Source organism: Mesorhizobium sp. M0208 (assembly GCF_040322015.1).
Taxonomy (GTDB): domain Bacteria; phylum Pseudomonadota; class Alphaproteobacteria; order Rhizobiales; family Rhizobiaceae; genus Mesorhizobium.
In genome coordinates this window covers 280,501-294,616 of the sequence record NZ_JAMYSP010000002.1, presented here as the reverse complement: position 1 = coordinate 294,616, position 14,116 = coordinate 280,501, and the positions used below count along the sequence as shown (strand labels likewise).

Sequence of the window (14,116 nt, the reverse complement as noted above, 5' to 3'; positions counted from 1 at the left end):
GTTTCGCAAATTCATTTATCAGAAAGCCGATATCGATTTTTCCGATAGGTCAGCGGCCAATCTTCTCAGGCCGTTGGCGCACCATGCGCTGCGACTGGGCAAGTCCGATGAAGTCGCGCGCCGCCTGCGGCAGACCGGAGCCGCGCCGCCAGACCATGCCGACCTGGACGACCGGCAACGACCCCGAAATATCGCGCGATTCGATGCGGTCGCCTTCCAGCGACCATGGCCGGTAGACGAGGTCGGGCAGCAGCGCCACGCCGGCGCCGGTAGCGACGAGGCTGCGCACCGCTTCGACCGAGCGGGTGCGGAAGGCGACATGCGGCTTGGCGCCGATTGCCGTCAGCAGCTTTCCGGTATTCTCCTCGATCTCGTCGACGGTCAGCATGATCAGCGGTTCCGAGGCGATGTCGCCGATGCCGATGATGTCGGCACCGGCCAAGGGGTGTCCGAGCGGCAGCCACAGCCGGTAGGCCGAGACTTCGAGGATTTCGGACTGCAGCGCGGTGCGGTCGCGCAGGTTCGAGGTGACCATGACGGCAATGTCAAGCTTGCCGCCGATCAACAGATGCTCGAGATAGTCGCCATTGTCCTCGATCGCCGAGACCTCGACACCCGGATAGGCGCGGCGGTAGCGGGCAAGAAGATCGGAAAGCACATAGCCAGCGACCAACGAGGTGACGCCAAGTTGCAGCCGCCCGCTTGCCGCGATCCGTTCGCCGAAGAAGGCGCGGCGCGCATCGGAAACGTCGGCCAGGATCTTCCTCGCATGGCGCAGGAACTGGTGGCCTTTGTGGGTGATGTTCAAGCCGCGCGGGTGGCGCTCGAACAGCTCGACGCCGAGATCGTGCTCCAACTCCTTGATCGCTTCGGTGACCGAGGATTGCGAGATCGACAGGTTCTGGGCGGCGCCCGACACTGTGCCCTGCTCGGCGACGGCGATGAAGAACTGCAATTGGCGGATGGTGAAAGCCATGGCCGGACTAAACACGGCAGAGGCGGCGCTGGGAAGTGGGTGCTGGTGCCGATCTGCCGATAGAGCTCAGCCCTCGCTTCCGCCGTCCGCAATGCTGAGCCGCGCGCCGGCCTGGACGAGGGCGGCGGCGATGTCGTGCGGCGGCGGCCGGTCGGTGGCGAGTTCGGAAAAGCCGCCGAAGCCGCAGACCTGAACAAGGCCCTGGCGGCCGAATTTGCTGTGGTCGGTGACGACAAGCGAACGCTGGCCGCGCGACAGCACCATGCGGGCGAATTCGGCCTCTTCCAGGTCATAGTCCATGACGCCGGTGACGGCATCGACCGCACCGGTCGATATCACTGTATGGTTGACGGAAAAGCGGCTGACGAATTCGATGGCCGAGACGCCGAAGGCAGCACCGGAATCGCTGCGCAGCTCGCCGCCGGCCATATAGACTTTGTTGCCGTTGACGGTGGCCAGTGTGCGGGCGATGTCGGAGGAGTTGGTGACGACCGTCAGCCGCCGGTGGCCGAGCAGTTCCCGGGCCAGGAAAGAGGTGGTGGTGCCGGTGTCGAGCATGATGGACTCGCCGTCGCGGATGGTGGCGGCGACCATGCGGGCAATAGCCCGCTTGGCATCGGCGTTCTCGCGCATGCGCCGCTCGAACGGCGCTTCGCCGGCAAACGACGGCAGGCTGATGGCGCCGTGCATCTTGAGGATGGAACCGTCGCTGGTCAGTGGCTTGACGTCGCGGCGTACCGTCTCCAGCGAGACGCCCAGCCGGTCGGCCAGGCTGGCAATGGTGACAGTGCCTTCCTCCTTGAGGAGGCGCAGGATTTCGCCATGCCGCTTCGAGTGGACCATCGGTTCCATCCGGTCGGATTGTTGCAGCGTTGACCGTTTCTACGGCAAAAACGCTACTAGCTTCAATAAATTTCGCAAAATTCGGGCAAAAACGCAGAGAACACCACAATTTCGCGTTGACAACGCCTCCAGCGTGGCGCGACATTATCGCTGTGACAGGCTCGGAACGGAGGACGACGGCTGAGCCGCACGAAAAATCGCCTGCCCGAACGCCCGGGAAAACTGTTGGGTGCAAGGGTGCCGAAATTCAGGATCCGCGGGGGCGGATGCCGGCGTCGAAGAAACCCGGCACAAAGGGGCTCGTCGGTGCGGTGCGGGATACCGATCCCGAGATCTGCACCGACGAGATCTTCGCGTTGCCGCCATTCCTCTGTCCGATTGTCATCCCCGGCCAGCCGTGACATGCGTGGAAAATTGACCCGATGTTGGACGAGATCGTGACTGTCGAAGACCGCATCCGCGCGCTGCCTTGCTGGACCGGCAGCATCGACATTGCGCCGCTGCCGGGTGGGCTGAGCAATGCCAATTATCTGGTCAAGGACGCGGCCGGGCGGCACGTCGTACGGCTCGGCCAGGACTATCCGTTCCACCATGTCTTTCGCGAGCGCGAGATGATGACCGCGCGGGCAGCGCACGCCGCAGGCTTCGCTCCGGCCGTCCACTACACCGGACCGGGCGTCATGGTGACGGAGTATCTCGGCGCCAAGGCCTACGTCGCGCAGGACGTGCGCGCCGATCTCGGCCGCGTTGCCGCGTTGCTGCGCGGCTTCCACCGGGAGATGCCCAGTCACATCTCCGGCGCCGGCTTCATGTTCTGGGTATTCCATGTCATTCGCGACTATGCGCGCACGCTGGAGGAAGGCCGCAGCCGCAAGCTGGGCGAATTGCCACGCCTTTTGACTCTGGCGGACGAGCTCGAGCGCGCGCAAAAACTGCTGCCGATCGTCTTCGGTCACAACGATCTTCTGCCGGCTAACATAATCGACGACGGTCACAGGCTGTGGCTCATCGACTTCGAATATGCCGGCTTCAACACCGCGATGTTCGACCTTGCCGGCGCGGCTTCGAACGCCGGCATGAGCGACGAGGAATCCTTCGCCTTCCTGACTGCCTATTTCATGAAGGAGCCGGACCCGGCGATACGGCGCTCGCACGCCGCCATGCAATGCGCGTCGCTGCTGCGCGAGGCGATGTGGGGCATGGTTTCCGAGCTCTACCTCGATGCGCCCGGTGTCGACTACGCCGCCTACGCGGACGAAAACCTGGCGCGGCTCGAAGCCGCCCTGGAAAACTACAGGACAAAATACGGGACGCGGACATGACCTTGCCCGCCCAGGCCGGGATCGTGGTCATCGGCGGTGGCATCATCGGCTGTTCGACGGCCTATCATCTGGCGCGCGACCACAAGGCCGAAATCGTGCTGCTCGAACAGGGCAAACTGACCTCGGGTTCGACCTGGCATGCTGCCGGGCTGGTCGGCCAGCTACGCTCGTCGGCGTCGATCACGCGCGTGCTCAAATATTCAGTCGATCTCTACAAGGGGCTGGAAGCCGAAACCGGCCTCGCCACCGGCTGGAAGATGACTGGCTGCCTGCGCCTCGCCACCAATGCCGACCGCTGGACGGAGTATAAGCGGCTGGCAACGACGGCCAAAAGCTTCGGCATGGACATGCATCTGCTGTCGCCGGCCGAGGTCAAGGAAATGTGGCCGCTGCTGGAAACCGGCGACCTCGTCGGCGCGTCCTGGCTGCCGACCGACGGTCAGGCAAGCCCTTCCGACATCACCCAGTCACTGGCCAAGGGCGCGCGCATGCATGGCGCAAAATTGTTCGAGGAGGTGCGGGTCACCGGCTTTGAACTGACCAACGGCCGGATCGTCAAGGTTAGGACGAACAGGGGCGATATCGCCTGCGACAAGGTGGTGAACTGCGCCGGGCAATGGGCGCGGCAGGTGGGTGCGTTGGCCGGCATCAACGTGCCGCTGCAGCCGGTGAAGCACCAGTACATCATCACCGAGAGGATCGTCGGCCTGGCGACCGACGCGCCGACAATTCGCGACCCCGATCGCCGCACCTATTTCAAGGAGGAGGTGGGCGGGTTGGTGATGGGCGGCTACGAGCCGAACCCGCAGGCGTGGACGACCGGCCTGCCCGGCGGCGATGTGCCGGACGATTGGGAGTTCCGGCTGTTCGACGATGATTACGATCATTTCGAGCAGCATATGAGCCAGGCCATCGAGCGCGTCCCGGCGCTTGCCAATGTCGGCGTCAAGCAGATGATCAACGGGCCGGAGAGCTTTACGCCGGACGGCAATTTCATCCTCGGCGTGGCGCCGGAATGCCCCAATATGTTCGTCGGCGCCGGCTTCAATGCCTTCGGCATCGCGTCCGGCGGCGGCGCCGGCTGGGCGCTGGCGCAATGGGTCGTCGACGGCGAGGCGCCGCTCGATTTGTGGGTGGTCGACATCCGCCGCTTCTCCGACCTGCACCGCGACCGGAAATGGGTCGGCGACCGCACGCTGGAAGCCTACGGCAAGCACTACACGATCGGCTTCCCGCATGAGGAATATGCCAGCGGACGGCCGCGCATCGTCTCACCTTTGTACGAGCGGCTGCAAAAACATCGCGCCGTGTTCGGCTCGAAACTTGGCTGGGAGCGGCCGAACTGGTTCGCGCCGGCAGGCATCGAGCCGAAGGACGTCTATTCGATGGGCCGGCAGAACTGGTTTTCACCCGTCGGCGACGAGCATCGCCATGTGCGCGAAAAGATCGGTATTTTCGACCAATCGTCGTTTGCCAAATACGAAATGACCGGAGCCGACGCGCTGAAGGCGCTGGACTGGATCTGCGCCAATGACGTCGCCAAGCCGGTCGGCCGGCTGACCTACACACAGCTCCTCAATACGCGCGGCGGCATCGAGGCCGATTTGACCGTGGCGAGGCTCGGTGAGGAAAAATTCTACATCGTCACCGGCACCGGGTTCCGCACGCACGATTTCTCCTGGATTGCCGATCATATCGGCAGGGAGTTCGACGTGACGCTGACCGACGTCACCGAGGATTTTGGCACGTTGTCGCTGATGGGGCCGCGCGCACGTGACGTGCTGTCGGCGGTGACCGATGCTGACGTCTCGAATGCCGCCTTTCCGTTCGGCCATGTTCGCGAGATCGCCATTGCCGGCCACGCCGTGCGGGCACTGCGCGTCACCTATGTTGGCGAACTGGGCTGGGAATTGCATGCGCCGATCGCGGCGACAGGCGAGGTTTTCGACGCGCTGATGGCGGCGGGCGCTACCCACGACATCCGCCCGGTCGGCTACCGGGCGCTGGAATCGCTGCGGCTGGAAAAAGGCTACCGCGCCTGGGGCGCCGACATCACGCCCAACGACACGCCGCAGGAGGCCGGCCTCGGCTGGGCGGTGAAGCTCAGGAAGAACACCGATTTCCTCGGCCGACGGGCGCTTGAAAAGCTCGGTGGCTCGACGCTCAGGAAACGCTTTGCCGGCTTCACTGTCGACGATCCCGACGTCGTGCTGCTCGGGCGCGAGACCATCCTGCGCAACGGCGAGGCGGTCGGTTACCTCACCAGCGGCGGCTATGGCTACACCATCGGCAGGAACATCGGCTACGGCTATGTGCGCAATGCCTATGGCGTCAGCGATGATTTCCTCACCTCCGGCGACTACGAGCTGGTTGTGGCAATGGAACGGACGCCGGCGAAGATTCACCTCGAGCCGCTTTACGATCCGGCAGGAGTAAAGGTGAAGGCGTAGAGCGTTCCGATTTCAGCCTCAGTTCACGATGAGCACCAGCCCCCGGCTAGGCACCGTATCGGCCTCGCCTGGCATCGAGACATAGGGCGGCGTCTCCTCGGCGCGGGTGACGATGCCTTGCGCCTCGAGCTCGGCGATCCGCGCGGCAAAGCCCGTGTCCCACAGCGTGTTCTTCACCGTCAGTACGATCACTCCGCCCGGCCGGCAGATGCGGATCAGCTCGTCCAGCCCCTCGGCTCCGACATGGCCCGACGTGAAGACGCCGGCTGAGATGATCCCGGCATAGGCATCGTCCACGAAGGGCAGCGGCCCGCCAAGCGCCAGGCAGTGCAGCGCCGAATAGATACCTTTGCGCGCCGCTTGCGCCAGCATTCCTTCCGAGATGTCGAGCGCCTCGACCTGCGGATAACCGGTGATGGCGAGCCACTCGCCGATGAGCCCGGTGCCGGCGCCGGCATCGAGGAGAGGTGCGGCGCCGCGCGGCAGATGGCGGGCCAGCAAGGCAAGGCAGATGGTGGGATGGCGATAGCCGGCCGCCGACATGTCGGCGTCGTAAGTGCCGGCCCAGCTGTCGTAGAGCGCGGCTACGTCTTCCGGCCGCTTCGCCGCATAGGCTGCGGCGAGTGCGCTCTGCTGTTTGCTGTCCGTCATTGCTGTTTCGTCGCCCGGTATTGATCCGCTACGCGATGATAGCCAAACGGTGAAAACTGTGGAACCGTCGTCGCGACAATAAAGATGGGAAAAGGAGCGAAAGCCATGGCGGATGACCAGGCACGCGCCGCGCTTGCGGCAATTCCGATGCTGGCCGGCTATGACGGCCCGCTGGAACGGCTCGGCGGCCTGACCAACCTCGTCTTCAGAGGTAAGGATTTCTGCCTGCGTATCCCCGGCAAGGATACCGAGGAATACATCAACCGCGCCAACGAGGCAGTGGCGGCCCGGGAAGCGGCGAAGGCCGGCGTCAGCCCGGAAGTGCTGCATGTCGATGCCGAGACCGGCGTGCTGGTGACCCGCTTCATCGCCGGCGCCGAGACGATGTCGCCGGAAAAATTCAAGACCCGACCGGGCAGCCCGGCACGCGCCGGCAAGGCCTTTCGCAAGCTGCACACATCCGGCGCGGTGTTCCCCTTCCGCTTCGAGCTGTTCGCGATGATCGACGATTATCTGAAAGTGCTGTCAACCAAGGACGTCGCCCTGCCTGCCGGCTACCACGATGTGGTCCGCGAGGCGGAGGCAGTGCGCTCAGCACTTGCAGCTCAACCTCTGCCGATCGTCGCCTGCCACTGCGACCCGCTCTGCGAAAACTTTCTCGATACGGGCGACAGGATGTGGATCGTCGACTGGGAATATTCCGGCATGAACGATCCGCTCTGGGATCTCGGCGACCTCAGCGTCGAAGGGCAATTCGACGCCGCGCAGGACGAGGAAATGATGCTGGCCTATTTCGGCGGCGAGCCGAGACCGGCGGAGCGCGCCCGCATCGTCATCTACAAGGCGATGTGCGACCTTTTGTGGACGCTGTGGGGACTGATCCAGCTTGCCAACAAAAATCCGGCCGACGACTTTCGCGCCTATGCAGACGGCCGGTTTGCGCGCTGCAAGGCACTGATGGAGATGCCGGAATTTTCGCGGCATCTCGCAGCGGTGCGCCGGGGTTAATTCACACCCTTCGGCACGTTCTCGGGCGGCACCACGGTTTCGACCACCTTCTGGCGATGGAAAATGAACAGGCCGGCCAGCACGACGATGGCCGAGCCGATCAGGATGCGCGGCCCAGGCACATCGCCGAAGAAGGCGAGGCCGAAGACCACTGCCCACAACAGCAGGCTGTAATGCAGCGGCGCCAAGGTCGAGGCCGGCGCCAGCTTCAACGCCCTGGTGATCATCAGATGCGCACCGCAGGAGACGATGCCGAGAAGCAGCATGGCGCCGAAGTCGAGCGAGGACGGCGTCCTCCAGCTGCCGAGGGTCAGCGCAGCGCCGACCAGCAGCGTGCCGATGGTTTGCCAGGTGACCAGCGAAGTGTCGCTGGTGCCGCGGAGCCGCCGATTGAGGATGATGGCGAAGGCAAAGGAAATGCTGCCGGCGAGCGCGAACATCGAGGACAGCGAGAACGCGGCCGACGACGGCTTCAGCATGATCAGCACACCGCAGAAACCGAGCAGGATAGCCGCCCAGCGGCGCCAGCCGACCCTTTCGCCGAGCAAAAAGTGCGACAGCGCCGCGACGTAGATCGGCCCGGCCATGTAGAAGCTCATCACATCGGCGAGCGGCAGATAGACGACCGCCGCGTAGAACAGCGCCGTGTCAAGCGTCGTCATCACCACGCGCAGCAGCTGCAGCTCCGGCCGCTCCATGAGAAACAGCTTGGCCGCACCCTGATGGGCAATCATCGGCCCAAGTATGAAAAACGCGCCGATCGAGCGGATCAGCACGACCTGGCCGACGGAAAAACTGGCAACCAGCCACTTGCCCATCGCATCGTTCAGCGCAAACAGGAAATCGCCGGCGAGCATCAGCAGGATGCCGGCCAGCAGCACGTTCCTGATCGTCGAATTATGGGCTGCGGGCTGCGCCATTCCGTTACCGGTTCCTCGCCGTGGGGTACGGTGACCCGCGTCGTAGTCGCAAGCTGCGGCCGTGACGAGGCGAAAATCGAGAATTCGGTAAGACCAGCGCCGGAAATCGGCTGGACTAATGCATGTCGCGCAAAAGTGTGCAGCGGTTTTGCGACAACGACATGCATCAAAACAGGAACTTAAGCGCGTCGCATGAGGCCGGTCGAGCGCGACGCGCTTTAAGCGTGGCGCCGGTTCACCGTGCCCGGCCTTCCGGCGATCGAAAGCCGCGTGTCCTGCCGGCTGCGCTCGGCCACCACCTTGCCCCTGGCAATGACGCAGAGACGCTCTGGGCGCAGCCGCAGCGCCTCGACCGGGTTGCCGGCATCGAGAACGACCAGGCTGGCGCGCTTGCCGACCGCCAGGCCAAGGTGGTCGAGGCCCATGATGGCGGCATTGACGTTGGTGACCATGTCGAAGCAGCGCGCCATCTCTGCCGGGCTCGACATCTGGGCGACATGCAGGCCCATGAAGGCGACGTCGAGCATGTCTGCGGTGCCCAGCGAATACCAGGGGTCGAGCACGCAATCCTGGCCCCAGCCGACGCGGATGCCGTGCGCCAGCATCTCCTTGACCCGCGTCAGCCCGCGGCGCTTGGGAAAGGTGTCGTGGCGGCCCTGCAGCATGATGTTGATCAGCGGATTGGGGATCGCCGAAACGCCGGCCTCGGCAATCAGCGGCAACAGTTTCGAGACGTAGTAATTATCCATCGAATGCATCGATGTTAGGTGCGAGCCGGCCACTCTGCCCTGCAATCCAAGCCGCTGCGTCTCATAGGCAAGCTGCTCGATGTGGCGCGACAGCGGATCGTCGGTCTCGTCGCAATGCAGGTCGACCATCAGGCCGCGCTCGGCCGCGATCTCGCAGAGCTCGGTGACGGAGCGCGTGCCGTCGGCCATGGTGCGCTCGAAATGCGGAATGCCGCCGACGACATCGACGCCTATGTCGAGCGCCCGGATGGTGTTGCTGCGCGCCGTCGGCGAGCGATAGAAGCCGTCCTGCGGGAAGGCGACCAATTGCAGGTCGATATACGGCGCAACGGTCTTCTTCACGTCGAGCAGCGCTTCGACCGCCAGCAGGCGGTCGTCGCAAACATCGACATGGGTTCGGATCGCGAGCAGGCCCATCGACACCGCCCAGTCGCAATAGGCAAGCGCACGGTCGCGCACCGCCTCGTGGGTCAGAAGCGGCTTCAGCTCGCCCCAAAGCGAGATGCCTTCGAGCAGCGTGCCCGAGACATTGATGCGGGGAATGCCGAGCGAAAGCGTGGCATCCATATGGAAATGCGGATCGACGAAGGGCGGCGAGACCAGATTGCCACGGGCATCGATCGCCGTGCCGGCGCTGACGTTCAGCTCGGGCTCTATCGCTGCGATCGTTTCGCCGACGATGCCGATATCGGCGATCCTGCCGTCGGGCAGCGTGCCGCCGCGCACCACAAGGTCGAAATCCATCTATCGTTACCCCTTTGAAGAGTATGCCTATTCCGGCACGTACCGCACCGCCCCCTTGGCGGCACTTGTCGCCATCGCCGCATAGGCGCGCAAGGCCGTCGTCACCTTGCGCTTGCGCTTTTCCTCGGGCTTCCAGGCAGTTGGTCCCCTGGCCTCCATCGCCGCACGACGGCCGGTGAGTTCGGCGTCGTCGACGGCAAGCCTGATGGTGCGGTTGGGGATGTCGATCTCGATCGTGTCGCCTTCCCTGACCAGCCCGATCAGACCGCCTTCAGCCGCTTCCGGCGAGACGTGGCCGATCGACAGGCCGGAGGTGCCGCCGGAAAAACGACCGTCGGTGATCAGTGCGCAGGCTTTGCCGAGGCCCTTCGATTTGAGATAGCTGGTCGGATAGAGCATTTCCTGCATGCCGGGGCCGCCGCGCGGGCCTTCATAACGGATAACGACGACATCGCCGGCGTTGATCTCGTTCGACAGGATCGCCTTGACGCTGGCGTCCTGGCTTTCGAACACTCTTGCCGGACCGGTGAATTTCAGGATCGATTCATCGACCCCGGCCGTCTTCACGATGCAACCGTCGAGCGCGAGATTGCCTTTCAGCACGGCAAGGCCGCCATCCCTTGAGAAAGGATGTTCGGCCGAGCGGATGACGCCCGTCTCGCGGTCGAGATCGAGCTCGTCCCAGCGGCGGTCCTGGCTGAAGGCGACCTGCGTCGGCACGCCGCCAGGTGCCGCCAGAAAGAAGTCGCGGACATTCTGGCTTGACGTGCGGGAGATATCCCAATGATCGAGCGCTTCGCCGAGGCTTGCGGTGTGCACCGTCGGCAAGTCGCGGTTGATCAGCCCGGCGCTATCCAACTGGCCGAGGATCGCCATGATGCCGCCGGCGCGGTGGACGTCCTCCATGTGGACGTCGGCCTTGGCCGGCGCCACCTTGCACAGCACCGGCACCCGCCGCGACAGCCGGTCGATGTCCTCCATTGTGAAGTCGACCTCGCCCTCATGTGCCGCGGCGAGGATGTGCAGCACGGTGTTGGTCGAGCCGCCCATGGCGATATCGAGCGTCATGGCGTTCTCGAAAGCGCCCTTCGACGCGATGCCGCGCGGTAGCGCGGTGTCGTCGTCCTGCTCGTAATAGCGTTGGGCGAGATCGACGATCAGATGGCCGGCCTCGACGAACAGCCGCTTGCGGTCGGCATGCGTCGCCAGCGTCGAGCCGTTGCCGGGCAGCGACAGGCCGAGCGCCTCGGTCAGGCAGTTCATCGAATTGGCGGTGAACATGCCCGAGCACGAGCCGCAGGTCGGACAGGCCGATCGCTCGATGATCTTGACGTCCTCGTCGGATACCTTGTCGTCAGCGGCCGCGACCATGGCGTCGACCAGGTCAAGCGCCTGGCTCTTGCCGGCGAGCACCACCTTGCCGGCCTCCATCGGTCCGCCGGAGACGAAGACGGTCGGGATGTTGAGGCGCAGCGACGCCATCAGCATGCCCGGCGTGATCTTGTCGCAATTCGAGATGCAGACCATGGCGTCGGCGCAATGCGCGTTGACCATGTATTCGACCGAGTCGGCGATCAATTCTCGCGACGGCAGCGAATACAGCATGCCGTCATGGCCCATGGCGATGCCGTCGTCGACGGCTATGGTGTTGAATTCCTTGGCGACGCCGCCGGCCTTTTCGATCTCGCGGGCAACCAGCTGGCCTAGGTCCTTCAGATGGACATGGCCGGGCACGAACTGGGTGAAGGAGTTGACCACGGCGATGATCGGCTTGCCGAAATCCGAATCCTTCATCCCGGTGGCGCGCCACAGGCCGCGGGCGCCGGCCATGTTGCGGCCATGGGTGGTGGTGCGGGAACGGTAGGCGGGCATTGAACTGTCCTTGCTGTCTGTTCGCGCCGCACAGGCGCGGAAAACCGGAATTGAGCCGCAGGCCTTATAGACGCCAAGCTCTGGTCTGGCCACAATTTTGCGCTGCGCCAGGGCGCGGAACGAGCGCCAGCCAAAGACGCAGCCGGTCCAGACCGTAAAAAAGTCAGAGGTGCTGTCGGATCGGGTTTTGCTCGAGCGTCCTTGGGCAGACGGCGGGCCGGGCATCAATCGCCAGCCGGCCGTTTTGTGAGTGAAAACAAAGCCAAAACCAGTCCGAGGAGCAAGAGAATGCAAAAGATCACCCCCTGCCTGTGGTTCGACGACCAGGCCGAGGAGGCCATGAACCATTACATCTCCATCTTCAAGAATTCGAAGGTGCTGAGCGTGATGCGCTGGCCCAAGGGCAGCGGCGATAATGAGGGCAAGGTGCTGATGGTCTCATTCGAGCTCGACGGCGTTCAGTTCCAGGCGCTCAACGGCGGGCCGCAATTCAAGTTCACCCAGGCAGTCTCGCTCTCCATCGACTGCAAGACGCAGGACGAGGTCGACTATTTTTGGGACAGGCTCATCGCGGGCGGTGGCGAGCCCAGCCAGTGCAGCTGGCTGAAGGACAAGTTCGGCCTCTCCTGGCAGGTCGTTCCCGAGCAGTTGCCCAAGCTGCTGCTGGACCCCGACAGGGAAAAGGCCGGCCGCGTGATGCAGGCGATGATGCAGATGAGCAAGATCGACATCGCCAAGATCGAAGAGGCAGCCAGGGGGTGAACGAACGCGGTCTTGCCTTCCCCCCCTGTGGGAGAAGGTGGATCGGCGCGAAGCGCCGAGACGGTTGAGGGATGTTGGACGGAATGAGACGTTGGTGTTTCCTGGAACACCCCTCATCCGTCGCCTTCGGCGACACCTTCTCCCCCAAGGGGAGAAGGGAAGGGGCCGCATCAAGCCGCTTTGTCGCGGACTTGATAATCCTTCACCGCGGCAAAGCGGATCGCCTTCCAGCGTTCAGCCTCGTAGTTGAGCGAGAAGGCGTGCTGGGCGAGGAACACCGGATCGTTGTCGAGATCGCGGGCAATGTCGCCGCGATGCGCCTCGATGAAGCGCTGGAGCTCGGCCTTGTCGTCGGCCGAGATCCAGCGGCAGACCGAAAAGCGCGACATCTCGAAATCGACCGGCAGTGTGTATTCGAAGTTCAGCCGCTCTTTCAGGACATCGAGCTGCAGGGCGCCGACGACGCCGACGATGGCCGGCGAGCCGTCCTCCGGCGAGAACAATTGCACGACGCCTTCTTCGGCCATCTGGTGCAGCGCCTCCTTGAGCTTCTTGGCCTTCATCGCGTCGCCGAGGCGGACGCGGCGCAGGATTTCCGGCGCGAAATTCGGCACGCCGCGAAACAGGATCTCCTCGCCCTCGGTCAGCGTGTCACCGATGCGCAGCGTGCCGTGGTTGGGGATGCCGACGACATCGCCGGCGAACGCCTCGTCGGCCGTGACGCGGGTGCGGGCGAAGAAGAATTGCGGCGCCGACAGGCTCATCGGCTTTCCCGTGCGCACCAGCTTGGCCTTCATGCCGCGCTCGAGCTTGCCGGAGCAGACACGGACGAAAGCAATACGGTCGCGGTGGTTGGGGTCCATATTGGCCTGGATCTTGAAGACGAAGGAGGTCATCTTGTCCTCGGTTGCCTCGACCTTGCGCGTGTCGGCCTCCTGCGCGCGCGGCGGCGGCCCATAGGCGCCGAGCGCCTCGATCAGGTCGCGCACGCCGTAATTGCGCAGCGCCGAGCCGAAATAGACCGGTGTCAGATGGCCTTCGCGAAAGGCTTCCAGATCGAGCGGGCGGCAGGCCTCGCGCGCCAGCTCCAGCTCCTCGATGAAAGCCTCGCGCTCGTTCTCCGGCAGCAGGCCGGCGACGCGGTTGGAATCGGGACCGTTGACCGGCGTGCGCTCCTTTTCGGCGTCGCCCTTGCGCACAGCATTCAGTGCCAGATGGTAGGTCCCGGAAAAGGTCTTGCCGCGGCCGATCGGCCAGGTGATCGGTGCGGTATCAAGCGCCAGCTTCTGCTCGATCTCGTCGAGGATGTCGAACGGGTCGCGGCTTTCTCGGTCCATCTTGTTGACGAAGGTGATGATCGGGATGTCCCGCAACCGGCAGACCTCGAACAGTTTCAGCGTGCGCGGCTCGATACCCTTGGCGGCGTCGATGACCATGACCGCGCTGTCGACCGCCGACAGCGTGCGATAAGTATCGTCGGCGAAATCCTCGTGGCCGGGCGTGTCGAGCAGGTTGAAGACGGTGTCCTCATATTCGAAGGTCATCACCGAGGTGACCACCGAAATGCCGCGCTCGCGTTCGATCTTCATCCAGTCGGACCGGGTCTGGATGCGGTCCTTCTTGGCCTTGACCTCGCCAGCAAGCTGGATCGCGCCGCCAAACAAAAGCAGCTTTTCGGTGAGCGTTGTCTTGCCGGCGTCGGGGTGAGCAATGATCGCGAAAGTGCGGCGGCGCGATACCGCATCTGTAATCGTTTCGGACATTTTCAGGATTTCCGTGTGAGGCCGGGCTTCTAGCAGCGGAGTGCAGAGCTGTCGAC

The 14,116-nt window shown here is 64.0% G+C and carries 12 protein-coding genes; 5 read left to right on the top strand and 7 right to left on the bottom strand.

All coding sequences use genetic code 11. The annotated features are described in order from the left end of the window. Positions 1-49: 49 nt before the first annotated feature. Both NKJ17_RS03445 and NKJ17_RS03440 read right to left on the bottom strand, forming a co-directional pair. Positions 50-976 carry a LysR family transcriptional regulator gene (locus NKJ17_RS03445; protein ID WP_254816127.1) on the bottom strand — a complete coding sequence of 309 codons (927 nt, stop codon included), beginning with the start codon at positions 974-976 and terminating at the stop codon, positions 50-52. Positions 977-1,042: 66 nt separating this feature from the next. Further along, positions 1,043-1,819, bottom strand: a complete 777-nt coding sequence (locus tag NKJ17_RS03440) for a DeoR/GlpR family DNA-binding transcription regulator (protein WP_352686951.1) — start codon at positions 1,817-1,819, stop codon at positions 1,043-1,045. Between the two features lie 266 nt (positions 1,820-2,085). Between NKJ17_RS03440 and NKJ17_RS03435 the strand changes: the two genes are divergently transcribed. Genes NKJ17_RS03435 through NKJ17_RS03425 form a run of 3 tightly spaced genes read left to right on the top strand, consistent with a single transcriptional unit; the run spans position 2,086 to position 5,591 of the window. Then, a complete protein-coding gene (locus NKJ17_RS03435) occupies positions 2,086-2,220 on the top strand; it encodes a hypothetical protein (RefSeq protein ID WP_352506952.1) in 135 nt (44 codons plus the stop codon). A 36-nt stretch (positions 2,221-2,256) separates the two neighbouring features. Beyond that, entirely contained in the window at positions 2,257-3,141 is an 885-nt protein-coding gene (locus NKJ17_RS03430; RefSeq protein ID WP_254816390.1) for a phosphotransferase, read from the top strand. Continuing rightward, positions 3,138-5,591 (top strand): GcvT family protein, encoded by a 2,454-nt coding sequence (locus NKJ17_RS03425; protein ID WP_352686948.1) that lies wholly within the window; start codon positions 3,138-3,140, stop codon positions 5,589-5,591. The genes NKJ17_RS03430 and NKJ17_RS03425 overlap by 4 nt, the downstream gene beginning before the upstream one ends. A gap of 18 nt (positions 5,592-5,609) precedes the next feature. Here the strand turns inward: NKJ17_RS03425 and NKJ17_RS03420 are convergent, their stop codons facing one another. Next, positions 5,610-6,242, bottom strand: a complete 633-nt coding sequence (locus NKJ17_RS03420) for a class I SAM-dependent DNA methyltransferase (RefSeq protein WP_352506950.1) — start codon at positions 6,240-6,242, stop codon at positions 5,610-5,612. 105 nt (positions 6,243-6,347) lie between these two features. Here NKJ17_RS03420 and NKJ17_RS03415 point away from each other — a divergent pair, with 105 nt between their 5' ends. Further along, complete coding sequence (locus tag NKJ17_RS03415; protein WP_352506949.1) at positions 6,348-7,250, top strand: phosphotransferase; 903 nt, start codon at positions 6,348-6,350, stop codon at positions 7,248-7,250. Here the strand turns inward: NKJ17_RS03415 and NKJ17_RS03410 are convergent. The 3 genes from NKJ17_RS03410 to ilvD form a co-directional block, all read right to left on the bottom strand. After that, positions 7,247-8,170 carry a DMT family transporter gene (locus NKJ17_RS03410; protein ID WP_352506948.1) on the bottom strand — a complete coding sequence of 308 codons (924 nt, stop codon included), beginning with the start codon at positions 8,168-8,170 and terminating at the stop codon, positions 7,247-7,249. The two genes, NKJ17_RS03415 and NKJ17_RS03410, sit on opposite strands and share 4 nt — an antisense overlap. A gap of 218 nt (positions 8,171-8,388) precedes the next feature. Further along, positions 8,389-9,663 carry an amidohydrolase family protein gene (locus NKJ17_RS03405; RefSeq protein WP_352506947.1) on the bottom strand — a complete coding sequence of 425 codons (1,275 nt, stop codon included), beginning with the start codon at positions 9,661-9,663 and terminating at the stop codon, positions 8,389-8,391. Between the two features lie 27 nt (positions 9,664-9,690). After that, positions 9,691-11,535: a dihydroxy-acid dehydratase gene (gene ilvD / locus NKJ17_RS03400; RefSeq protein WP_352506945.1), complete on the bottom strand. Its 1,845-nt coding sequence runs from the start codon at positions 11,533-11,535 to the stop codon at positions 9,691-9,693. Positions 11,536-11,823: 288 nt separating this feature from the next. Between ilvD and NKJ17_RS03395 the strand changes: the two genes are divergently transcribed. Then, on the top strand, positions 11,824-12,297 hold the full coding sequence (locus tag NKJ17_RS03395; protein ID WP_352506944.1) for a VOC family protein: 474 nt from the start codon (positions 11,824-11,826) through the stop codon (positions 12,295-12,297). A 170-nt stretch (positions 12,298-12,467) separates the two neighbouring features. Here the strand turns inward: NKJ17_RS03395 and NKJ17_RS03390 are convergent, their stop codons facing one another. Beyond that, positions 12,468-14,060 carry a peptide chain release factor 3 gene (locus tag NKJ17_RS03390; protein WP_352506942.1) on the bottom strand — a complete coding sequence of 531 codons (1,593 nt, stop codon included), beginning with the start codon at positions 14,058-14,060 and terminating at the stop codon, positions 12,468-12,470. Positions 14,061-14,116: the final 56 nt, after the last annotated feature.